The sequence below is a fragment of the Kosakonia oryzae genome (assembly GCF_001658025.2).
GTDB classification, from domain to species: domain Bacteria; phylum Pseudomonadota; class Gammaproteobacteria; order Enterobacterales; family Enterobacteriaceae; genus Kosakonia; species Kosakonia oryzae.
In genome coordinates, this window is the sequence record NZ_CP014007.2 from 359,456 (window position 1) to 382,877 (window position 23,422).

Below are 23,422 nucleotides of genomic sequence, written 5' to 3' on the forward strand. Positions count from 1 at the left end.
GAGTCTGTCATGGTGAGATTAGATAAGAACGACCCTACAATGTTAGCGCGCCAGTTGCCCTTGAAATCAGTCGCCCTGATTCTGGCGGGCGGGCGCGGGACGCGCCTGAAAGATTTAACCAAAAAACGCGCCAAGCCGGCGGTTCACTTCGGCGGTAAATTCCGCATCATCGATTTTGCGCTCTCCAACTGCATCAACTCCGGTATCCGCCGTATTGGGGTTATTACCCAGTACCAATCCCACACGCTGGTTCAGCATATTCAGCGCGGCTGGTCTTTCTTCAATAACGAGATGAACGAGTTTGTCGACTTATTGCCTGCCCAGCAGCGTGTGCATGGCGAAAACTGGTATCGCGGCACGGCAGATGCGGTGACGCAGAACCTCGATATTATTCGCCGCTACCGCGCGGAATATATCGTCATTCTGGCGGGTGACCACATTTACAAACAGGATTACTCGCGCATGCTGCTCGACCATGTCGAAAAAGGGGCGCGTTGCACCGTGGCCTGCTTGCCGGTGCCCATTCACGAAGCAACTGCCTTTGGCGTGATGGCGGTTGATGAGCAGGACAAGGTGGTCGAATTCGTCGAAAAACCGGCGAATCCGCCCTCTATGCCCGGCGATGACAGCAAAGCGCTGGCCAGTATGGGGATCTATATTTTTGATGCTGAATATTTGTACGACCTGCTGGAGGAGGATGATAAAAACGAGAACTCCAGCCACGACTTCGGTAAAGACATCATTCCGCAAATCGTCAAATCTGGCATGGCCTATGCACATCCATTCCCACAATCCTGTGTGCAATCGGATCCGAATTCAGAACCTTATTGGCGCGATGTGGGAACGCTTGAAGCTTACTGGAAAGCGAACCTCGATTTAGCGTCGGTGATGCCAGAGCTGGATATGTACGATCAAAACTGGCCTATCCGTACCTATAATCAATCTCTGCCGCCGGCGAAATTTGTTCAGGATCGATCGGGCAGCCACGGCATGACGCTCAACTCGCTGGTTTCTGGCGGGTGCGTTATTTCAGGCTCGGTCGTTGTGCAGTCGGTGTTGTTCTATCGCGTACGCGTCAATTCTTTCTGCAACATCGATTCGTCGATATTGTTGCCGGAGGTATGGATAGGGCGCTCCTGCCGCTTGCGCCGCTGCATTATCGACAGAGGTTGTGTGATCCCGGAAGGCACAGTGATCGGTGAAAACGCAGAAGAAGACGCGCGCCGATTTTACCGCTCCGAAGAGGGCATCGTGCTGGTAACGCGAGAGATGCTACGCAAACTGCAAGGCTGAAAAGTGAATTGAAACCTTGCGCGGAAGAGGTCCGCGCACTGTTTCCCCCCTGACGGCCATCCTTGCCGTATGGATTTGAACAGGAGCGATAATGCAGGTTTTACATGTCTGTTCTGAAATGTTTCCGTTGCTGAAGACCGGAGGTCTGGCGGACGTTATTGGTGCATTGCCTGCGGCGCAAATCGCCGGTGGTGTTGATACACGCGTACTGTTGCCTGCATTCCCGGATATTCGCCGTGGCGTGAGCGATGCTCAGGTGGTTACCCGCCGGGAGACCTTCGCCGGGCCCATCGCGTTGCTGTTTGGGCATTTTAACGGAGTAGGGATCTACCTGATCGACGCGCCGCATTTATATGCGCGCCCCGGCAGTCCTTATCACGATACCAATTTATTTGCCTATACTGACAACGTATTGCGTTTTGCGTTGCTCGGTTGGGTGGGCAGCGAGATGGCAACCGGGCTGGATCCTTTCTGGCGCCCGGATATAGTTCATGCGCACGACTGGCATGCGGGGCTGGCTCCGGCCTATCTGGCGGCGAAAGGGCACCCGGCAAAGTCGGTTTTTACCGTCCATAACCTGGCCTACCAGGGAATGTTTTTTGCCCAGCATATGAATGACATCCAGTTGCCATTGTCATTCTTTAACATGCACGGGCTGGAGTTTAATGGACAAATTTCATTTCTGAAGGCGGGGCTGTATTACGCGGATCATATTACCGCCGTTAGCCCCACCTACGCCCGGGAGATCACCGAGCCGCAATATGCCTATGGTATGGAAGGGTTACTGCGCCAGCGCCAGCAGGAGGGCCGCCTCAGCGGCATTCTGAACGGCGTGGATGAGAAGATTTGGGATCCGGCGACGGATCTGCTTCTCGGTGCGCGCTACACGCGGGATACGCTGGAAGAGAAAGCGGAGAACAAACGTCAGTTGCAAATCGCCATGGGGCTGAAGGTCAACGACAAAGTTCCGCTGTTCTCCGTGGTCAGCCGTCTGACCAGCCAGAAAGGGCTGGATTTGGTGCTGGAAGCTTTGCCAGGCCTGCTGGAACAGGGCGGCCAACTGGCGCTGCTGGGCGCGGGCGATCCGGTCTTGCAGGAAGGTTTCCTCGCGGCAGCGGCGGAGCATCCGGGTCAGGTCGGCGTACAGATTGGCTATCACGAAGCGTTCTCCCACCGCATTATGGGCGGCGCGGATGTCATTCTGGTACCGAGCCGTTTTGAGCCGTGCGGCTTAACGCAGTTGTACGGTCTGAAGTATGGGACGTTGCCGCTGGTGCGGCGAACCGGCGGGCTGGCGGATACTGTTTCCGACAGTTCGCTGGAAAATCTGGCGGATGGCATCGCCACCGGTTTTGCTTTTGAAGACAGTAATGCCTGGTCGCTGTTAAGGGCGATCAGGCGTGCTTTCGTGTTGTGGTCCCGGCCTTCGCTTTGGCGTTTTGTACAGCGCCAGGCGATGGCCATGGATTTTAGCTGGCAGGTCGCAGCGCAGTCTTATCGCGATCTTTACCTTCGGTTGAAATAGTTTTCCAGGAATCACTTATATGAATGCACCATTTACTTATGCCTCACCGACATTGAGTGTTGAGGCATTAAAACATTCGATTGCCTATAAACTGATGTTCACCATCGGTAAAGATCCGGCTATTGCTAACCGCCATGAATGGCTGAACGCCACGCTGTTCGCCGTTCGCGATCGTCTGGTGGAGCGCTGGCTGCGTTCCACCCGCGCGCAACTTTCCCAGGAAGTCCGCCAGGTCTACTACTTATCGATGGAGTTTCTGATTGGCCGCACCCTCTCCAACGCCATGCTTTCGCTCGGTATTTATGACGACGTGAAAAATGCGCTGGAAGAGATGGGGCTCGATCTTGAAGAGCTGATTGATGAAGAGAACGACCCCGGCCTCGGCAATGGTGGTCTCGGGCGGCTGGCGGCCTGTTTCCTGGATTCGCTGGCGACGCTGGGTTTGCCCGGCCGCGGCTATGGCATCCGTTATGACTACGGCATGTTTAAGCAAAATATCGTTGACGGGCGGCAGAAAGAGTCGCCGGACTACTGGCTGGAATACGGCAACCCGTGGGAATTCAAACGCCACAATACGCGCTATAAAGTGCGTTTTGGCGGGCGTGTTCAGCAGGAGGGTAAGCGCAGCCGTTGGGTGGAAACCGAAGAGATCCTCGCGGTAGCCTACGACCAGATCATCCCCGGTTACGACACTGATGCGACCAACACCCTGCGCCTGTGGAATGCGCAGGCCAGTAGCGAAATTAACCTCGGTAAATTTAACCAGGGCGACTACTTTGCGGCGGTGGAAGATAAAAACCATTCGGAAAACGTCTCCCGCGTGCTCTACCCGGACGATTCCACCTATTCCGGGCGTGAATTGCGTTTGCGGCAGGAGTATTTCCTCGTTTCAGCGACCGTGCAGGATATCCTCAGCCGCCACTATCAATTGCATCAAACCTTCAGCAATCTGGCGGATAAAATCGCCATTCACCTCAACGACACCCATCCGGTGCTGTCGATTCCGGAGCTGATGCGCCTGTTGATCGACGAACATAAATTCGAATGGGATGAAGCATTCGAAGTCACCTGTCAGGTCTTCTCTTACACCAACCATACGTTGATGAGCGAAGCGCTGGAAACCTGGCCGGTGGATATGCTGGGCAAAATTTTGCCGCGTCATCTGCAAATCATCTTCGAAATTAATGATTATTTCCTGAAAACCTTGCAGGAGCAGTACCCGAACGATACTGCGCTGCTGAGCCGGACGTCGATCATTGACGAATCCAGCGGCCGCCGCGTGCGTATGGCGTGGCTGGCTGTGGTGATCAGCCATAAAGTCAACGGCGTGTCTGAGCTGCACTCTAACCTGATGGTTCAGTCGCTGTTTGCCGATTTTGCCGCTATTTTCCCGATGCGTTTTCTCAACGTTACCAACGGCGTGACGCCGCGACGCTGGCTGGCGCTGGCCAACCCTTCGCTTTCCAGCGTGCTGGATGAACATATTGGTCGTACATGGCGTACCGATCTCAGCCAGTTGAGCGAGCTGGAGCAGCATATCGATTATCCGTTGGTTAACCAGGCGGTGCGGCAGGCCAAGCTGGAGAACAAAAAGCGGCTGGCGGATATCATTGCCCATCAACTTAATGTGGTGGTGAATCCAAAAGCGCTGTTCGATGTGCAGATCAAGCGTATCCATGAATATAAACGTCAGTTGATGAACGTCCTGCACGTCATCACGCGTTACAACCGTATTAAGGACGATCCCACCGCGCATTGGGTGCCGCGCGTCAATATCTTCGCAGGGAAAGCCGCTTCGGCGTATTACATGGCGAAGCATATTATTCATCTGATCAACGATGTGGCACAGGTGATCAATAACGATCCGCAAATCGGCGACAAGCTGAAAGTGGTGTTTATCCCGAACTACAGCGTCAGCCTGGCGCAGGTGATCATTCCGGCGGCGGATCTGTCAGAGCAGATTTCCCTGGCGGGGACGGAAGCCTCTGGTACCAGTAATATGAAGTTCGCCCTTAACGGCGCGCTGACAATTGGTACGCTGGATGGTGCCAACGTTGAGATGCAGGAGCATGTCGGCGCGGAGAATATCTTTATCTTCGGCAATACGGCGGATGAAGTTGAGGCGCTGCGACGCAAAGGTTATTCGCCGCGCGAATACTACGAAAAAGATCAAGAACTGCATCAGGTGCTGACGCAAATCGCCACCGGTCAGTTCAGCCCGAACGAGCCTGGTCGCTACCGCGATCTGGTGGATTCGCTCATCAACTTTGGCGACCATTACCAGGTGCTGGCGGATTTCCGCAGTTATGTCGATTGCCAGGATAAGGTGGATGAGCTGTATCGCCACCCGGAAGAGTGGGCCACCAAAGCGATGCATAATATCGCCAATATGGGGTATTTCTCGTCGGATCGTACGATTCAGGAGTACGCCGAATATATCTGGCATATCGATCCGGTACGCCTGTAACGATGCAGGCCCGGTAGCGTGATGCTTACCGGGCCTGCAAATATGCAGAACTCTGCAGGCCGGATAAGGCGTAGCCTCCATCCGGCACAACCATTACGACGCCAGCGATAATTCCGCTTTGTTATGACGCGTTAACCACTGCGCCACACGGGATTGCTCTTCGGCGCTCAGCCACATTCCCAGCTTCGTACGACGCCAGATCACATCATCAAGGCGGCGCGCCCATTCATGTTCGACCAGGTAACGCAGTTCGGCTTCATACAGCTCGTGACCGAAATGTTCTCCCAAATCTTCAATGCGGGTGGCGTTTGCCAGCAGCAGTTCGCTATTGCTGCCGTAGGTGCGGGCAAAATGGCGCGCCAGTGATTCACTGATAAACGGATAGCGACGGCGCAGTTTCGCCGCGTAGTCGTCGCGATCGCCGCTGATATCGCCGCCTGGCAGCACGCAATTTTTTGTCCACGCCGGGCCGATGCCTTTGTAGTACGGCGTCAGTTTTTCCAGCGCATGTTCGGCAAGTTTGCGGTAAGTGGTCAGCTTGCCGCCGAACACCGACAGCAGCGGCGCCTGGCCGTTCTCATCGTGAATATCCAGCGTATAGTCGCGGGTAATGGCCTGTGGCGAATCGGATTCGTCGTCGCACAGCGGGCGCACGCCGGAATAAGTCCAGGCGATATCGTCGCGCGTGAGCTGTTTTTTAAAGTGCGCGTTATAGACTTTCAGCAGGTAGTTGATCTCGTTTTCATCGATCTCAACGTGTTTCGGATCGCCTTTGTACTCCACATCGGTGGTGCCGATAATGGAGAACTCATCCATCCACGGAATAACAAAGACAATACGTTTGTCTTCGTTTTGCAGAATATAGGCCTGCTTCTGCGAGTGAACGCGCGGCACCACAATATGGCTGCCTTTGATCAGGCGAATACCGTACGGAGAAGGCAGATGCATACCGTCGTCGAAGAACTGTTTGACCCACGGACCGGTGGCGTTCACCAGACCGCGCGCCTGCCAGCTATATTTTTCTCCGGTATCGATATCTTCCGCTTCAACAATCCACAGCCCATTTTCACGGCGTGCGCTGGTGGCGCGGGTGCGCGTCAATACTTTGCCGCCTTTACGCTCAACCATCTGCGCATTCGCCAGTACCAGACGCGCGTCATCCACCCAGCAATCGGAATATTCGAAACCGCGCACGATTTCCGGTTTTAGCACCGATTCTGAGCCAAAACGCAAACCGGCTGAAGCCGGAAGGCTGGTGCGTTTTCCAAGGTGGTCGTACATAAACAGACCAATGCGAATCATCCACGCCGGGCGCAGATGCGGGCGGTGTGGCAAACGAAAACGCATCGGGAAAGCGATATGCGGTGCCATTTTCAGCAGCACTTCACGCTCGGCAAGCGCCTCGCTCACCAAGCGAAATTCGTAGTGTTCAAGATAGCGCAAGCCACCGTGAATCAGTTTGGAGCTGTTGCTGGATGTCGCACAGGCCAGATCCTGCGCTTCCAGCATCAGCACGGATAAACCACGCCCTGCGGCGTCTACCGCGATACCGGCACCGTTGATGCCCCCGCCTATCACAATCAGATCTTTGGTTTCCATGCTGCCCTCACGCACTTTCGTTAAAGCTCATAAATGTTCGTTATCGCTCATGATAGCAAAGGAACGCGCTTTTGGTAACATCAAAAAAACAATTTAGAGTGATATGCATAACATAATGGCGTTTACCCGCCGTCACGACGTACACTTGACGGGAGAATAGCCATTTCCTGTGTCAATTAAGAGAACGTCATGGATCACTTTGAATGCATTAACGTAGAAGAAACCCATCAGAAATTGCATCAGCAGCAGGCAGTGCTGGTGGATATCCGCGATCCGCAAAGCTTCGCGATGGGGCATACGCCGGGCGCATTTCATCTGACCAACGATACGCTGGGCGCGTTTATGCGCGACAACGATTTCGATACCCCGGTGATGGTGATGTGTTACCACGGCAACAGCAGCAAAGGGGCGGCGCAATATCTGCTCCAGCAAGGATATGATCAGGTCTACAGTGTGGACGGCGGTTTCGACGCCTGGCACCGTCATTTCCCGGCGGAAGTCGAACACGGTACGCTTTAGGCATCCGTCCCGTGCCGCTATACTGTCTCTCTTTGTATGGATTAAGCGACGCCCGCCATGTTGATGATTACCTCTTTTACTAACCCTCGCGTCGCCCAGGCGTTTGTCGATTATATGCAGACCCAGGGCGTGATCCTCACTATTCAACATCACGAGCAAAGCGATATCTGGCTGGCAGATGAGAGCCAGGTTGAGCGCGTCAAAATTGAACTGGCGCGCTTTATCGAAAATCCAGCCGACCCGCGCTATCTGGCCGCGAGCTGGCAATCCGGGCAGGTCAACAGCGGTCTGCGCTATCGTCGTTTTCCCCTGACGGCGGCCATTCGCGAACGCGGCGGGCCATTGACGCTACTGATGACCGCGCTCTGCGTGTTTGTCTTCGTGGTGATGAACGTGATTGGCGATCAGACGGTGATGATGTGGCTCGCCTGGCCGTGGGATGCTAGCGTGCAGTTTGAGGTCTGGCGTTACTTCACGCACGCAATAATGCATTTTTCGCTGGTACACATCCTCTTCAACCTCTTCTGGTGGTGGTATCTTGGCGGAGCCGTTGAAAAGCGTCTCGGCACCGGCAAACTGGTGGTTATTACCCTGATTAGCGCCTTATTAAGCGGTTTTGTGCAGCACCAACTTACCGGCCCGTGGTTTGGTGGTTTATCCGGCGTGGTGTATGCGCTGATTGGTTATGTCTGGCTGCACGGCGTACGCGATCCGGTTCCTCAGGTGGCATTACCGAATGGGCTGTTTATTTTTACGGTCGCGCTGATGGTCGCCGAGTGGTTCGGCGTAATGGGCTTTGAGATTGCTACCGGTGCGCACACGGCTGGCATGGTGATTGGGCTGGCGATGGCGCTGGTGGACTCGCAGAATGTGCGGAAACGAACATAATTATCCAGGGACATTTCATGAAACAAACACAGCGTCATGACGCGATTATTGAACTGGTTAAACAACAGGGATATGTCAGTACCGAAGAGCTGGTTGAACAATTTTCCGTCAGCCCGCAGACCATCCGCCGCGATCTGAATGACCTCGCGGATCAAAACAAAATCTTGCGTCACCACGGCGGCGCGGCGCTGCCTTCCAGCTCGGTGAACACCTCCTGGCACGATCGCAAATCAACGTTGACGGCGGAAAAAGAGCGTATTGCCCGCAAGGTAGCAGAACAGATCCCGAACGGCGCAACACTGTTTATCGACATTGGCACCACGCCGGAAGCCGTCGCCCATGCGCTGCTGGAACACAGCGATCTGCGCATTGTGACCAACAACCTGAACGTCGCGAATACCCTGATGAAGAAAGAGGATTTCCGCGTGATCCTCGCGGGCGGCGAACTGCGTAGCCGCGACGGCGGCATCGTTGGCGAGGCGACTCTCGATTTTATCTCTCAGTTCCGCCTCGATTTCGGCATCCTCGGCATTAGCGGCATTGATGCGGATGGCTCGCTGCTGGAGTTCGACTACCACGAAGTGCGCACCAAGCGCGCGATCATTGAAAACTCGCGTCACGTCATGCTGGTGGTTGATCACTCGAAATTTGGCCGTAACGCGATGGTGAATATGGGCAGCATTGGCCTTGTGGATGCGGTGTACACCGATGCCATGCCGCCAGCCGGAGTATTACAGGTGATCAACCACAACAACGTGCAACTGGAGCTGTGCTAATTACACGCCGTAGCCCATCATTTTCAGCAGCCGCTGTGCGTGTTGCACGGCATCCTGACGATGGGCGACGCCCAGTTTCTGATAAAGATTGCGGATGTGAGTTTTAATGGTCGTCGCGGCGACGTCCAGCTCGCCGGCAATCTGTTCATTGCTATAGCCAGAGTAGATCAGCCCCAGCACCTGCCATTCGCGCTGGGTCAGCGGGCTGGTGCGGATAAGCTCCGGCACATCCGGATGCGTCAGTAGGCGTTCGACGAAATTCTCATCGAAATGCGCGAACTTATGCCGGTGATGCTGGTTGATGTCGCGCAAAATACGCTGGGCGCGATGCTGTTCGAGCTCCGGCAGCGTGTTCAACTGGATCAACTGGCGCAACTGCTGTGCCATCGCTTCGCCTTCAATCACAAAATGACTGATAAATCCGGTGCGGTTAGCCAGTTGCAGCGCTTCCAGCAGCACGCGCTGCGCGTCGTTTTTGCGCCCGGCCTGCCAGTAAAGCTGGTTGAGCAGCAACAAATTGCGGTTGATGTCGCTCATCAAGCGCAGGCTGCGCGCGTTTTCATTTAACTCTTCCAGCACCATCTCTGCGGGATCAAACTCGCCCAGCAGGATCTGCGCACGGGCGATGTTGCGCCACTGGCTCTGCAGGAAATGGTTATTGGCAAACTCCGGTTTTGGCGTCAGGCGCAGCCACTGCGCGGCGGCCTTTTTGTCGCCGGTCATCTGCCAGTAGATCACCCGTACTTTATCGGCATTCGACACCCAGTCGCTGTGGTATTGACCGTTGCCGAGCAGATTCTCCAGCCGGTTCAAATGGCTGCGGGCATTATCCAGATCGCCGCGCGCCAGCGAGTTTTGCACCAGCAACGCCAGACATTGCAACTGCTGCTGCGGCTGCATGGCGGAGAGCACTTCTATCCCCTGGCGCGCCGCCGCTTCGGACTCATCAAGCCGCGCCCACGCCCACAGTAACTGGGCGCGAATGCGCAGCAAAAATTCATGCATCGGCAGTTGCTCAAGGTGCTGCTCGCGGATCAGCGTAAAGGCTTTTTCCTGTGTCTCCCAGGCCGCCTGCAGAAACCCCTGCGCGAACAGGATTTCGCTTTGCTGGATCAGGCTCCACAGCGCGTAGTGCCAGACATCGTGGCGACGCGCCATCTGCTCGGTTTGCTGCATCACCGACAGCGAACTGGTCAGCTCGCCTTTGCAGTGCAGCACTTCACCATGTACGGAGGTCGCTACGATACGGCTGTAATAGTTAGCCAGCGGCAACTCGTCGAGCGCCACCATCGCCAGCCGTTCCGCTTCCACCGGATCGCCATCGTTAATCGCTACCTGGGCGCGCAGGGCGTTGAAATCACCGTGCAACGAGGCGTCCATTTGTGTGGTCATCTCCTGCTCGGCGCGCGCCAGCAGCGTATTCACTTCACTGTAACGGTGCTGGCTTTGCATCAGCCAGGCCTGCAACAGTACCAGACGCGGATTTTCCAGCAGGCTTTCCCACGGCAGCGCTTTCAGCGACTCTTCCAGTACGCTCAGCTCGCTGTGATTAAACAACCCCCAGGCGTGATGCAGCAGAATATCGCGCAGCATAATGCCGTCTCCGGCCGCCAGCGCGTGGTGAATGGCTTCACTGGGGAAACCTTGCGCCATCCAGCTTTCCGCCGCGGCGCGGTGAATATCCGGCAATTCAGTCGCCAGTTCCCACTGACAGCGCTGGCGCAGGAAATTGCCAAACAGCGGGTGGTAACTGAACCATTCGCCGGAATCGTCCATACGTTGTAAAAACAGCCCCTGGCGCTCAATCTCTTCGAGCCGCATTTGCCCGTTCTCTTCACCGGTCACGCGGACGATCAGCGCGTCGTTCATCGAACGCAGCAGGGCGCTTTTCAGCAGAAACTTACGCGTATCGATATCGACATTATCCAGCACTTCATCCACCAAATAATCGGAGAGATGGCTGGCATTAATGCCGGAAAGACGGCGTGCGGACTGATGCGGGGCGCTGTGGTTTTGCCGCGCGGAGAGGGCGATAAGCTGCAGCGCTGTCGCCCAGCCAGCAACGTCGTCGCACAGGCGGCTGCTTTCTGCTGCTTCAATCGGCGACGTCAGGCGGCAGTCAAAAAACTGTTTTGCTTCCTGATGGGTAAAGGCGAGCTGTTGGCTGCTTACTTCCAGCAGTTGTTCACGTACGCGCAGGTTGGCGATGCCTAACTGCGGCAAATTACGCGACAGCACAATCAGCGTCAGGTTTTCCGGCTGATGGCGTAAAAAGAAACGCATTGCATCATGAATCACCGGGTTGGTGATCAGATGATAATCGTCGATGACCAGAAACAGTGGACGCTGCCACTCTGTCAATTCAACGAACAACTGGGAAAAGAGTGATTGCAGGCTGGCGTACTGGCGTTTTTGCGCCATCGCCTCGCTGCTGACGCAATGCCCGCCCGTCGCCTGCTGAACCGCAGCGATAAAGTAGCTGGCAAAACGCTCCAACTGGTTATCCCCTTCATCGAGGGAGAACCAGCCGACATCATTTTTTCCGGCTGCCCATTGCGAAATGAGCGTGGTTTTTCCGTAACCCGCAGGGCTGGTCACCAGCGCAAGGCGATAATTGTTCGCGCCGGAAAGTTTAGCCAACAGGCGCTCCCGAACCACGGTGTGGTCGAGACGAACCGGGCGACTTAATTTTGACGGAATCAACATAGTTATCACTTCACTGTGCGAAAACGGAGGGGGTGATTTTTTTTGCGCTTCGTAATTAATACTAATAAGGTCGGTCAGATGAAGAAATATTGCAAGTTATGTCCGGATCTAACGATTGTGAATTTGCACTATGTCACATTTCTATTTATTTCATGAATAGTTAAGGAGAAAAAGACGAAAAATAGCCGGGGCACGGCTGGCGCGCTACGCATGGCAGAGGGCTTAATAGTTATACATGTAGTAAGGGTTTGTTCACATTATTAACCGGCATATCAGACAAAACGCACTAATAGCAAAAATTGATTAGCGATAGTGAAGTGAATATTATTTTTTCTGCTTTTAATGCGTAACTAAAACTAATTTCCCCCGAAACGATATTTCATTTTTATTGAACAATTTCCAGTCAATTTGATTGAATAACGTGCGAAAAAAACGCTACCTTTAGGTGGCGGCGATCACACTTTTTGCTCATCCCCGCTGCTCCTCCCCGGCTAATCCCTGGCAGGATGAGGAAGTCATAAACCGAGCCAGGCACACTAACGCAAACGTCGATTTACTTCATTACAGGACCCGGATTCTTTATGTCAAAGCCAACGTTTAATAAAGCGGAATTTGCAGCGGCGCTCACGCGCCAGCAGCAGCGTTTAGGGATTCAGGTTGCCGGTGACATGACAACCCGGCAGTGGTGGCAAGCGGTGAGCGGTGCGCTGGCAGAATTGCTGGCGGCGCAGCCCGCGCCGAAAGCGGCGAAAGGGCAGCGCCACGTTAACTATATCTCAATGGAATTCCTGATTGGCCGCCTGACGGGCAATAACCTGTTGAACCTGGGCTGGTATCAGGATGTTGGCGCGGTATTGCAGGAACACAACATCAACCTGACCGACCTGCTGGAAGAGGAGATCGATCCGGCGCTGGGTAACGGCGGTCTGGGGCGTCTGGCGGCCTGTTTCCTCGACTCGATGGCGACGGTTGGCCAGTCGGCGACCGGCTACGGCCTCAATTATCAGTACGGTCTGTTCCGCCAGTCTTTTGTTGATGGGCAACAGCATGAAGCCCCGGACGACTGGCATCGCCGCAGCTACCCGTGGTTCCGCCATAACGAGCAGTTGGATGTGCAGGTGGGGATTGGCGGCAAGGTGAGCAAATCCGGACAGTGGCAGCCCGCTTTTACGCTGATTGGCGAAGCCTGGGATTTACCGGTTATTGGCTACCGTAACGGCGTGACGCAGCCGCTGCGTTTATGGCAGGCGACACATGCTCATCCTTTCAATCTGACCAAATTCAACGACGGTGATTTCCTGCGCGCCGAGCAAACCGGGATCGACGCGGAAAAGCTGACAAAAGTGCTCTACCCGAACGACAACCACCAGGCCGGGAAAAAGCTGCGTCTGATGCAGCAATACTTCCAGTGCGCCTGTTCGATTGCCGATATTCTGCGTCGTCACCATCTGGCAGGGCGCAAACTGGCGCAGTTGCCGGATTTCGAAGTGATCCAGCTTAACGACACGCACCCGACTATCGCCATTCCGGAACTGCTACGCGTGCTGCTCGACGAGCACCAGCTAAGCTGGGACGATGCCTGGGCGATCACCAGCCGGACGTTTGCCTATACCAACCATACGCTGATGCCGGAAGCGCTGGAGTGCTGGGATGAAACGTTAGTCAAAGCGCTACTGCCGCGGCACATGCAAATCATCAAACAGATCAACGACAAATTTAAGCTGCTGGTCGAGAAAACCTGGCCGGGCGACGACGCGGTATGGGCAAAACTGGCGGTGGTGCATCACAAACAGGTTCGCATGGCGAACCTTTGCGTGGTGGGCGGGTTTGCGGTTAACGGCGTGGCGGCGTTGCATTCGGATCTGGTGGTCAAGGATCTGTTCCCTGAATATCACCAGCTCTGGCCGGGCAAATTCCATAACGTCACTAATGGCATCACGCCGCGTCGCTGGATCAAGCAGTGCAACCCGTTACTGGCCGCGCTGCTCGACAAAACGTTGAAAAAAGAGTGGGCCAACGATCTCGATCAGTTGATCAATCTGGAGAAGTACGCCGACGACGCGGCATTCCGCAAGCAGTATCGCGAGATTAAACAGCAAAACAAAGTGCGGCTGGCGGCGTTCGTCAAAGCCCGTACCGGTATTGAGATCAACCCGCAGGCGCTGTTCGACATCCAGATCAAACGTCTACATGAATACAAACGCCAGCACCTTGGGCTGCTGCATATTCTCGCCCTGTACAAAGAGATTCGCGAAAACCCGAAAGCCGACCGCGTGCCGCGCGTCTTCCTGTTTGGCGCCAAAGCTGCGCCGGGCTACTACCTGGCGAAAAACATTATCTTTGCCATCAACAAAGTGGCGGAAGTGATTAACAACGATGCGAAGGTCGGTGACAAGCTGAAAGTGGTATTCCTGCCGGATTACTGTGTTTCGGCGGCGGAGAAGCTGATCCCGGCGGCGGATGTATCGGAGCAGATCTCCACGGCGGGCAAAGAGGCTTCTGGTACTGGCAACATGAAGCTGGCGCTGAATGGCGCGCTGACCGTCGGTACGCTGGACGGCGCGAACGTTGAAATTGCTGAGCAGGTTGGCGAAGAGAATATCTTTATCTTCGGCCACACGGTGGAGCAGGTGAAAGCGCTGAAAGCCAAAGGCTACGATCCGCTGAAATGGCGTAAAAAAGATAAGCTGCTGGATGCGGTGCTGAAGGAGCTTGAAAGCGGGAAGTACAGCGATGGGGATAAACATGCTTTTGACCAGATGCTGCATAGCATTGGCAAACAGGGGGGCGATCCCTACCTGGTGCTGGCGGATTTTGCGGCCTATGTGGAGGCGCAAAAGCAGGTGGATGTGCTCTATCGCGACCAGGAAGCCTGGACTCGTGCGGCGATCCTGAACACGGCGCGCTGCGGTATGTTTAGCTCTGACCGCTCAATCCGCGATTATCAAACCCGCATCTGGCAGGCAAAACGCTAAGGAAGCGCGATGGAGAGTAAACGTCTGGAACAGGCCGCACTGGCGGCGGGGATCAGCCCAAACTACATCAATGCGCACGGTAAGCCGCAGTCCATTACGGCGCAGACAAAACAGCGTTTGCTGGCGGCAATGCACGCTGCAAACGCAACGGCGCTCAGCGTACCGCCGGTTCCTGCCGTGCAGGTATTTATCCACGGCAAAAAGAAAACGTTGCCGGTGGCAGGCAAAGGGAGTTTCCAGTGGCAACTGGTCACAGAAGCTGGCAAGCAGTACCAGGGCCAGGTCAACGGCGGAGAAAATCTGCCGTTGCCAGGCGGTCTGGCGCTGGGCTATCACACGCTGACGCTGGAACAGCAGACGCAGCGCTGGCAGTGCCGGTTGATCATCGCACCTGCCCGCTGCTATGAGCCTCAGGCTCTGCTGGAAGGTAAAAAGTTGTGGGGCGCCTGTGTTCAGCTCTACACCCTGCGTTCAAATGATAACTGGGGGATAGGGGATTTCGGCGACCTGAAAAAGATGCTCGGCGATGTGGCGCAGCGCGGTGGGGCATTTATTGGCCTCAATCCGATCCACGCGCTCTACCCGGCGAATCCGGAGAGCGCCAGTCCCTATAGCCCTTCATCACGGCGCTGGCTGAATATTATCTATATCGACGTTAACGCAGTGGCGGATTTCCGCGACAGCGAAGAGGTGCAGGCGTGGTGGCAACTTCCCACTACTCAACAAACCTTGCGCGCCGCGCGCGATGCGGAGTGGGTGGATTACGCCTCGGTGACGGCGCTGAAGCTGGCGGCGCTGAGCCTTGCATGGCGGCGTTTCCGCCAGCGTGCGGATGATGACGCGCAGCAAGCCGCGTTTCGCCGCTTTGTTGAACAGCAGGGCGAAAGCCTTTACTGGCAGGCTGCGTTTGACGCGCTGCATGCGAATCAGGTGAAAGAAGATGTGCTGCGCTGGGGCTGGCCGGTATGGCCGGAAGGGTTTCAATCTACCCGCAGCCCGCAGGTAAAAGCCTTCTGCAAGGCGCATGCTGATGAGGTCGATTTTTATCTCTGGTTGCAGTGGCTGGCTTATACCCAATTTGCGGAGTGCTGGGAAACCAGCCAACACAATGGGATGCCCATCGGCCTCTACCGCGACCTGGCGGTCGGCGTGGCGGAAGGCGGTGCAGAAACCTGGTGCGATCGTGAGCTGTACTGTCTGAAAGCTTCCGTCGGCGCGCCACCGGATATTCTGGGGCCGCTTGGGCAAAACTGGGGGCTGCCGCCGATGGATCCGCACGTAATGCGTGCGCGCGCCTATGCGCCATTTATCGATCTGCTGCGTGCCAATATGACCAGCTGCGGCGCGTTACGTATCGACCATGTTATGTCGATGCTGCGTCTGTGGTGGATCCCGTACGGCGAAACGGCGGATCACGGTGCTTACGTGCAATATCCGGTGGATGACCTGCTGGCCATTCTGGCGCTGGAAAGCCAGCGGCATCAGTGCATGGTGATTGGCGAAGATCTGGGAACCGTGCCGGTAGAGATTGTCGGCAAGCTGCGTAGCAGCGGCGTCTACTCCTACAAAGTGCTCTACTTCGAAAACGATCATCAGAAAAACTTCCGTGCGCCGCAGGCCTGGCCGCAGCAGTCGATGGCGGTAGCGACGACGCACGATCTTCCGACCCTGCGCGGTTATTGGGAGAGCGGCGATTTAACCCTCGGCAAAACGCTGGGGTTATATCCCGACGAAGAGGTACTGCGCGGTTTGTATCAGGATCGCGAACGGGCGAAGCAGGGGCTGCTGGATGCGCTGCATCAGCATGGTTGCCTGCCGAAACGCGCCGGGCATAAAGCGTCGCGCATGCCGATGACGGCAATCCTCAATCGCGGGATGCAGCGCTATATTGCCGACAGCAACAGCGCATTACTGGGGTTGCAGCCGGAAGACTGGCTGGACATGCCGGGGCCGGTGAACATTCCGGGCACCAGTTATCAGTACAAAAACTGGCGACGTAAGCTGTCGGTATCGCTGGAAGCGATGTTTAGCGATGAGAAGGTTAACAAGCTGATTAAAGATCTCGACCGACGGCGCAAAGCCGGAAGAAAACGTTAATAAAAAAGCCCGGATATCCGGGCTTTTTGTTGTCCTGTAAGCGTAAGCGCCACCGGGCAATTGAAAATCAGACCACCATTCCCAGCAGCAGACAACCCACCAGGCCGCACACCGAGATAATGGTTTCCAGCGCCGACCATGAACGCATGGTCTCACCGATGGTCAGGTTGAAATACTCTTTGAACAGCCAGAAGCCCGGATCGTTAACGTGAGAGAAAATCACGCTACCGGAGCCAACGGCAATCACCATCAGTTCCGGGCTGACGCCGGTGGTCGCGATCAGCGGTGCGGCAATACCGCCTGCGGTAATAGCTGCAACGGTTGCGGAACCCAGCGCAATACGCAGTACCGCAGCAATTGACCAGGCCATAAACAGCGGAGAGAGGTTCGTGGAATGCATCATGGCAGCGATGTATTTATCCACGCCGCTATCAACCAGCACCTGTTTGAACGCGCCGCCGCCGCCGATGATCAACAGCATCATGGCGATGATTTTGATGGATGAGGTCAGCGTGTCGTTGATGTCATCCATAGAACGGCCGCGGTTCAGACCGAAAGTGAAGACCGCAATCAGTACCGCGATCATGGTTGCCATCACCGGGTCGCCGAAGAACTCTGCATAAGGCAGAATCGCATGGCCTTTCGGCAGCAGCATTTCCGCAACCGCGCGCAGCGCCATCAGAATCACCGGCACCAGGGAAGTCCAGACGCTGACGCCAAAGCCTGGCATCTCTTCTTCGGTAAAGGTTTTAGAGTTGTACAGACCTTCCGGGATCGGCTTATCAATGTTTTTCAGGAAACGCGCATAGACCGGGCCTGCGAGGATCACGGTCGGGATACCGAGCAGCGTGCCGTACAGCAGTGTTTTACCCATATCCGCATGGAAGATGGTGGCGATAGCTGTCGGGCCCGGGTGCGGCGGCAGGAAGCCGTGCGTCACAGAGAGGGCTGCCGCCATCGGTACGCCAACGTACAGCAGCGGAATGCGTGCAGAGGCGGCGATGGTAAATACCAGCGGCAGCAACAGCACAAAACCGACTTCATAGAACAGCGCGAAACCGACGGTGAAACCGGTCAGCACAACGGCCCATTGAATGTGTTTACGACCGAACTTTTCGATAAGCGTAGTGGCGATGCGCTGTGCGCCACCGCAGTCTGCCAGCAGTTTACCGAGCATGGCGCCGAAGCCCATGATCAGCGCAAGACTGCCCAACGTACCGCCCACGCCCGCTTTAATCGATTTGATAACGGCATCCAGCGGCATGCCCTGCATCATCCCGACGGCGAGCGCCACCAGAATCAGAGCGATAAATCCGTTGAGTTTGAAACGGATCATTAACAGGAGTAAGAGGACAACACCGATAGCGACAATGACTAATGGCATGATTTACCTGGCCTTTAATTTGTTATGGGTAACGTCAGTGTTTCTTGGCAGCCGCTAAAAGCTCCCGAACCGGGAAGGGCGAACTGCGGCACCATTACGGCTGGACATCCATTGCTAAAAATTGTAGTCGGATGTTTTTATCTTGTTGGTGCTGGCTGGAATGATACGGGTAACATCCTTGAAAAGAGAATCACCCCGCCGATCTAAATGTGAGATCTGAGACATGCGTCATATTAACGCCGGGGAACTAGTTTGCTTTAAAGGGCAGGAAACGCGCGCAAAGATACGGGTAACAGCCTGAGATAACAGGTAGAAAGCGGATCGGGTGCAGGTGAGATGTGCTGAAGATAACCCTTGTGCGGAGGATTAGCGCGCCGGTTGGTTGAGCCTGATAACAGGCAGGCCCGGCACGTTTTCACGCTACCGGGCAATACTCTGCCGAACAGGCTTAGTAGTAGGAGTGCTCGCCGCGCTGGTGCTCGGTGAGATCGCGCACGCCTTTCAGTTCCGGGAATTCAGTCAGCAGCTGCTTCTCGATCCCCTCTTTCAACGTGACATCGACCATGGAGCAACCGTTACAGCCGCCGCCAAATTGCAGAATGGCGTAGCCTTCGTCGGTGATCTCCATCAGGGTGACGCGGCCGCCGTGGCCAGCCAGCTGCGGGTTGATCTGCGATTGCAGCAGGTATTCAACGCGCTCCATCAGCGGCGCGTCGTCGGAAACTTTACGCATTTTAGCGTTTGGCGCTTTCAGCGTGAGCTGGGAACCTAATTGATCGGTCACAAAATCAATTTCCGCATCTTCCAGATACGGCGCGCTCAGTTCATCGACATAGGCAACCAGTTGTTCAAATTTTAGCGCGGTATCGGTCGCTTCAACCGCATCTGGCGGGCAATAAGAGACGCCGCATTCAGCGTTTGGCGTACCTGGGTTAATCACAAATACGCGGATTTGTGTCCCTTCTTCCTGATTTGCCAGCAGTTTGGAAAAGTGCGCCTGGGCAGCGTCGGAAATACGGATCATAGCAATGGCCTAATAGTTGACTATTTTACTTGGTTATAATACGCCCATCATCGAGGGTCTACAAGGTTCGACACAGGCACCAGACCTGAACAGTCGCTGCGCCGCTGCGCAAAAGCAGCCGGGAGATCTCCGCAACAGTGCTGCCAGTCGTGACGACATCATCCACCAGAACGATATGGAGCCCGGCTATTGGCAATTCAAGGCGAAAAGCATTTTTCAGGTTCTGCCTGCGTAGCCTGGCGCTTAAATGATGCTGCACCGGCGTTGCCCGCAGACGCTTAAGCGCCGTGCGCGAATAGCGGCATGACAGCCAGCGCGCCAGCGGTCGGCACAGTAAATCGCTTTGATTAAACCCGCGCCGCCACTGGCGTCGGGCATGTAGCGGAACGCTGAGAAGCAGGTCCGGTACCGGACATTTACCGCTCTGTATCACCCTCAACAGCAATAGTCGCGCCAGTGGGCTGGCAAGCTCCGGGCGCGGATGAAATTTAAACTGCTGTACCAGCGTACTGAGCGGCGGCGCGTAGTCACCCACCGCGATGAGCCGCTGCCAGGGCGGCGGTTTTTGCAGGCAACGGCCGCAGGGAACATTTTCATGAGCGGCAGGTAAACCGCACAAAGGGCAAATTTTTCCCTGCATTTGCATCGCGCGGGCGCAGCCCGAACAGATCCCCCAGTGACTGAGCATTAACGGCATTCGGCATAGCCAGCACAAGCCCGGCACTGTTAGCATGTTCCACCTCCTTGTGTGAAGAAAGGGAACGATAGCGGATGAAAGACATTTGGTGGCAAACCAAAGGTGAAGGCGATTGTCATCTTGTGCTGCTGCACGGCTGGGGACTGAATGCCCAGGTATGGGATTGCATAACTCCGGAACTGAGTGCGCATTTTACGCTGCATCTGGTCGATTTACCGGGCTACGGCAGAAGTACGGGATTTAGCCCGTTATCGCTTGGGCAGATGGTTGATATTGTTCTGGCGCAAGCGCCGGAACGGGCGATTTGGCTGGGCTGGAGCCTTGGCGGGCTGGTGGCCAGCCGCGTAGCGTTGCAGGCACCGGAGCGTGTAAGCGCGCTGGTGACGGTTGCCTCCTCGCCGTGCTTCAGCGCACAGGGCGAATGGGCGGGCATTAAACCCGAAGTGCTGGCCGGTTTTCAGCATCAGTTGAGTGAGGATTTTCAACGTACCGTCGAACGTTTTCTCGCGCTGCAAACGCTGGGAACGGAAACCGCAAGGCAGGACGCGCGCCAGCTAAAAAACGCCGTGCTGTCGCTGGAAATGCCTTCTGCTGAGGTGCTGAACGGTGGGCTGGAGATCCTGAAAACAGCGGATTTGCGTGAAGCATTATCATCGCTGACGCTGCCGTTTTTACGCCTCTACGGGCGGCTCGACGGGCTGGTGCCGCGCAAAATCGTACCGGTGTTGGATGAGATGTGGCCTGCAAGCGAATCGATTGTGTTTGCGAAAGCGGCGCATGCGCCTTTTATCTCGCATCCGGCCGAATTCTGCGAAACCCTGCTGGCGTTAAAAGCGAAGCTGTGAAAGCCGCCCGGTAGCGTGCTGCTTATCGGGCCTTCAGCACAGTGTCCACCACTCCTGCTGGCAGGCGCTTTTTCCTTCCGGACACTGTTTACAGCTACCGGTCAAACAACCGGTAGCATCTTCCTGAACACGCATCACTTTACCCATCGCTTCCATGCGACTCAGCATGGCATCAATCATCGCTCTGGGCGTGCGCAGCGTGCTGCTCAACTGCTGCGCGTCCATTCTGCCCCGAAGCGCCAGCAGATCGCGAATCTCAAGTAATGATGCCATTGCTTCACTCCTTAATGGCAGTCGCCCGCCGGGCTGTCACAGCAACTGGCGACAGTTTTACGCGTAGTCAGCGTACTGATATCCACCCGGCTTCTGGCCCGGCGCAGCGCGCCAATCACTACTACGTTAAACAGGAGAACCGCCAGAATGCAGGTCAGGCTGTAGAATGGATGCTGGTCAAAGGTGACACTTTGATAGAACAACGTTGCCAGTGAGTAGGCGATATTCAGCCCCCACAGCACCGAGAAGCCCATCCAGCCGCGGCTCGCTTCGCGGGCGATTGCGCCCATCGCGGTAATGCACGGCACGTAAAGCAGGACGAAAATCAGGTAGCTGTAAGCGGCGGCCGCGCTGCCGAATTTCTGGCTCATTACGCCCATCGTGCCCGTTGCCATTTCACCGTCGCCTTTACTGGCTTCGATTGGGTTGGCCAGCACGCTCAGGCTGAAGGTATCGCGCACGCTCTTCACGGTGTCTTCCAGCGCGGCAATCAGTTCGCCGCTCAGGCTGAATTCCGCCGGATTAAAGCTGGCTTGCTCAATATTTTCGGCGGTATAGAGCGTATTCAGCGTACCCACGACCACTTCTTTCGCCATCGCGCCGGTAACCAGGCCGACGGTGGCCTGCCAGTGATCGCCATGCACGCCAATCGGCTCCAGCAACGGCGTAAATACCCGGCTGATCGATGCCAGCGCAGATTCATCGATTTTATGTACCGTACGGCCATCCAGCGAGAAGCTATTCATCGCGCTGAGGAAAATGCTGACGATAATGATGACTTTACCCGCGCGGAGCACAAAGCCTTTCAGGCGCTGCCAGGTTTGCAGCAGCAGGCTTTTCAGATGCGGTACATGATAGACCGGAAGCTCCATCACGAACGGCGAGGCTTCACCGCGCAGCAGGGTAAATTTCAACATCAAGCCGGTGAGGATCGCCATCACAATCCCCAGCACGTAGAGTGAGAAGACGATGATCGCACCATGCTGGCCGAAAAATGCCGCCGAGAAGACGGCGAAAATGGCCAGGCGCGCGCCGCAGGACATAAACGGCGCCATCATGATAGTAATTAACCTTTCACGCGGCGCATCCAGCGTACGGGCACCCATCACTGACGGTACGTTGCAGCCGAAACCAACAATCAGCGGCACAAAGGATTTTCCCGGTAGCCCCAACGATTGCATCAGCCGATCCATCACAAAAGCCGCACGCGCCATATAGCCGGAATCTTCGAGGAATGACATAAACAGGTACATCATGCCAAGCTGCGGCACCAGCGGCAGTACGGTATTCACCCCGCCGCCAAGCCCCTGTGCCAGGAAGACTGTCAGCCATTCCGGAAAGTGCAGCGTGGCGCCCAGCCACTGAATGCCATGGATAAAAATCGCCACTGAACCGGCGTCGAAGATCGGCTGGAACGCGCCGCCAATATTGATGGCGAACAGGAACATCAAATACATGACGAACAGAAAGATCGGCAGACCCAAAAAGCGGTTGATCACAATGCGGTCAACGGCTGCGGTAAACTGGCTCGGCTCGGCCGTTAACGTGTTGCTGACGGTATCGCAGATGGCGGCAATTGATTGATAACGCGCATCGGCAATATGCAGCGCCGGATCGTCCATCCCCTCTTTCAGGCGGGCGAGTGCAGCGTCGAATTGCTGGTTGTTGATGCCCGAGTTCGCGCGGCTGTAGATATCACCCTCGAGGATTTGCAGGCCCATCCAGCGGCGCTGCTGCAGCGGAAGCTCATCCGACATTTGCGCGGCCAGCGCGTCGGCTTCATGGGAAAGCGGTTGGGCGTAATGCACCAGTTCGATATTGTCATTTGCGCGATGACGATCCACCGCCAGCTTCAGCGCTTCAATGCCGCGACCACGGGTTGATACCAGCGGGATCACCGGGCAGCCAAGACGGGCTGAAAGGGCATCAATATCGATGCGCACTTTTTGCTTTTCCGCGATATCCAGCATGTTAAGGGCGATGATGCACGGCACGCCCAGTTCCAGCAGTTGCAGTGTCAGATAAAGATTGCGTTCAAGATTCGAGGCATCCACCACGTTGATCAGCAGATCGGCATCGCCGCTCAAAATGTAGTGACAGGCAATCTGCTCATCCAGCGATGTTTGCGCCGAAATGGTGGTCAGCGAATAGGTGCCAGGCAGGTCAACCAGCGTAACCTGGTGATCGGTTGTGGTGAAAAATCCCTCTTTGCGCTCTACCGTCACGCCAGACCAGTTTCCAACCCGCTGGCGAGCCCCCGTTAGCTGATTAAATAATGTCGTCTTGCCAGAATTAGGATTACCAATTAAACCAATGGTCAATTTTTTCATTTTGCTTAGCACTCTATGTCATAG

At 55.6% G+C, this 23,422-nt stretch carries 16 protein-coding genes; 9 read left to right on the forward strand and 7 right to left on the reverse strand.

From position 1 onward, the window contains the following. Nucleotides 1-9: 9 nt before the first annotated feature. The 3 genes from glgC (at nt 10) to glgP (ending at nt 5,285) form a co-directional block, all read left to right on the forward strand. The gene (glgC, locus tag AWR26_RS01645) at nt 10-1,293 is read left to right on the forward strand and encodes a glucose-1-phosphate adenylyltransferase (protein WP_043956271.1); all 1,284 of its coding nucleotides are present in this window, start codon (nt 10-12) and stop codon (nt 1,291-1,293) included. A gap of 91 nt (nt 1,294-1,384) precedes the next feature. Next, a complete protein-coding gene (glgA, locus tag AWR26_RS01650; protein WP_064563181.1) occupies nt 1,385-2,818 on the forward strand; it encodes a glycogen synthase GlgA in 1,434 nt (477 codons plus the stop codon). 19 nt (nt 2,819-2,837) lie between these two features. Beyond that, a complete protein-coding gene (glgP, locus tag AWR26_RS01655; protein WP_064563183.1) occupies nt 2,838-5,285 on the forward strand; it encodes a glycogen phosphorylase in 2,448 nt (815 codons plus the stop codon). A 93-nt stretch (nt 5,286-5,378) separates the two neighbouring features. Here glgP and glpD read toward each other — a convergent pair whose 3' ends face one another. Then, complete coding sequence (gene glpD / locus AWR26_RS01660) at nt 5,379-6,884, reverse strand: glycerol-3-phosphate dehydrogenase (protein WP_064563185.1); 1,506 nt, start codon at nt 6,882-6,884, stop codon at nt 5,379-5,381. 189 nt (nt 6,885-7,073) lie between these two features. On the opposite strand from glpD, the gene glpE reads away from it, so the two are divergent. Genes glpE through AWR26_RS01675 form a run of 3 tightly spaced genes read left to right on the forward strand, consistent with a single transcriptional unit; the run spans nt 7,074 to nt 9,067 of the window. Beyond that, nucleotides 7,074-7,403 (forward strand): thiosulfate sulfurtransferase GlpE, encoded by a 330-nt coding sequence (glpE, locus tag AWR26_RS01665; RefSeq protein WP_043956275.1) that lies wholly within the window; start codon nt 7,074-7,076, stop codon nt 7,401-7,403. 57 nt (nt 7,404-7,460) lie between these two features. Further along, nucleotides 7,461-8,291, forward strand: a complete 831-nt coding sequence (glpG, locus tag AWR26_RS01670; protein ID WP_064563187.1) for a rhomboid family intramembrane serine protease GlpG — start codon at nt 7,461-7,463, stop codon at nt 8,289-8,291. A 17-nt stretch (nt 8,292-8,308) separates the two neighbouring features. After that, entirely contained in the window at nt 8,309-9,067 is a 759-nt protein-coding gene (locus AWR26_RS01675) for a DeoR/GlpR family transcriptional regulator (protein WP_007369728.1), read from the forward strand. Here the strand turns inward: AWR26_RS01675 and malT are convergent, their stop codons facing one another. After that, the gene (gene malT, locus AWR26_RS01680) at nt 9,068-11,773 is read right to left on the reverse strand and encodes an HTH-type transcriptional regulator MalT (protein ID WP_043956278.1); all 2,706 of its coding nucleotides are present in this window, start codon (nt 11,771-11,773) and stop codon (nt 9,068-9,070) included. A gap of 581 nt (nt 11,774-12,354) precedes the next feature. Here malT and malP point away from each other — a divergent pair. Next, nucleotides 12,355-14,748: a maltodextrin phosphorylase gene (malP, locus tag AWR26_RS01685; protein WP_064563189.1), complete on the forward strand. Its 2,394-nt coding sequence runs from the start codon at nt 12,355-12,357 to the stop codon at nt 14,746-14,748. Between the two features lie 9 nt (nt 14,749-14,757). Then, nucleotides 14,758-16,845 carry a 4-alpha-glucanotransferase gene (gene malQ / locus AWR26_RS01690; protein ID WP_064563191.1) on the forward strand — a complete coding sequence of 696 codons (2,088 nt, stop codon included), beginning with the start codon at nt 14,758-14,760 and terminating at the stop codon, nt 16,843-16,845. A 67-nt stretch (nt 16,846-16,912) separates the two neighbouring features. On the opposite strand, the gene gntT is transcribed toward malQ, so the two are convergent. From gntT to gntX, 3 genes are all read right to left on the reverse strand, one after another. Next, nucleotides 16,913-18,229: a gluconate transporter gene (gene gntT, locus AWR26_RS01695; protein ID WP_064563193.1), complete on the reverse strand. Its 1,317-nt coding sequence runs from the start codon at nt 18,227-18,229 to the stop codon at nt 16,913-16,915. Between the two features lie 448 nt (nt 18,230-18,677). Further along, on the reverse strand, nt 18,678-19,253 hold the full coding sequence (gene nfuA / locus AWR26_RS01700; protein WP_007369733.1) for a Fe-S biogenesis protein NfuA: 576 nt from the start codon (nt 19,251-19,253) through the stop codon (nt 18,678-18,680). Between the two features lie 58 nt (nt 19,254-19,311). Beyond that, nucleotides 19,312-19,986 (reverse strand): DNA utilization protein GntX, encoded by a 675-nt coding sequence (gene gntX / locus AWR26_RS01705; RefSeq protein WP_064563194.1) that lies wholly within the window; start codon nt 19,984-19,986, stop codon nt 19,312-19,314. 38 nt (nt 19,987-20,024) lie between these two features. Between gntX and bioH the strand changes: the two genes are divergently transcribed. Beyond that, nucleotides 20,025-20,795, forward strand: a complete 771-nt coding sequence (bioH, locus tag AWR26_RS01710) for a pimeloyl-ACP methyl ester esterase BioH (RefSeq protein ID WP_064563196.1) — start codon at nt 20,025-20,027, stop codon at nt 20,793-20,795. A gap of 33 nt (nt 20,796-20,828) precedes the next feature. On the opposite strand, the gene feoC is transcribed toward bioH, so the two are convergent. Both feoC and feoB read right to left on the reverse strand, forming a co-directional pair. Further along, nucleotides 20,829-21,068 carry a [Fe-S]-dependent transcriptional repressor FeoC gene (feoC, locus tag AWR26_RS01715; protein WP_064563198.1) on the reverse strand — a complete coding sequence of 80 codons (240 nt, stop codon included), beginning with the start codon at nt 21,066-21,068 and terminating at the stop codon, nt 20,829-20,831. An 11-nt stretch (nt 21,069-21,079) separates the two neighbouring features. Beyond that, the gene (gene feoB / locus AWR26_RS01720) at nt 21,080-23,398 is read right to left on the reverse strand and encodes a Fe(2+) transporter permease subunit FeoB (protein WP_064563200.1); all 2,319 of its coding nucleotides are present in this window, start codon (nt 23,396-23,398) and stop codon (nt 21,080-21,082) included. Between the last annotated feature and the right edge of the window lie 24 nt (nt 23,399-23,422).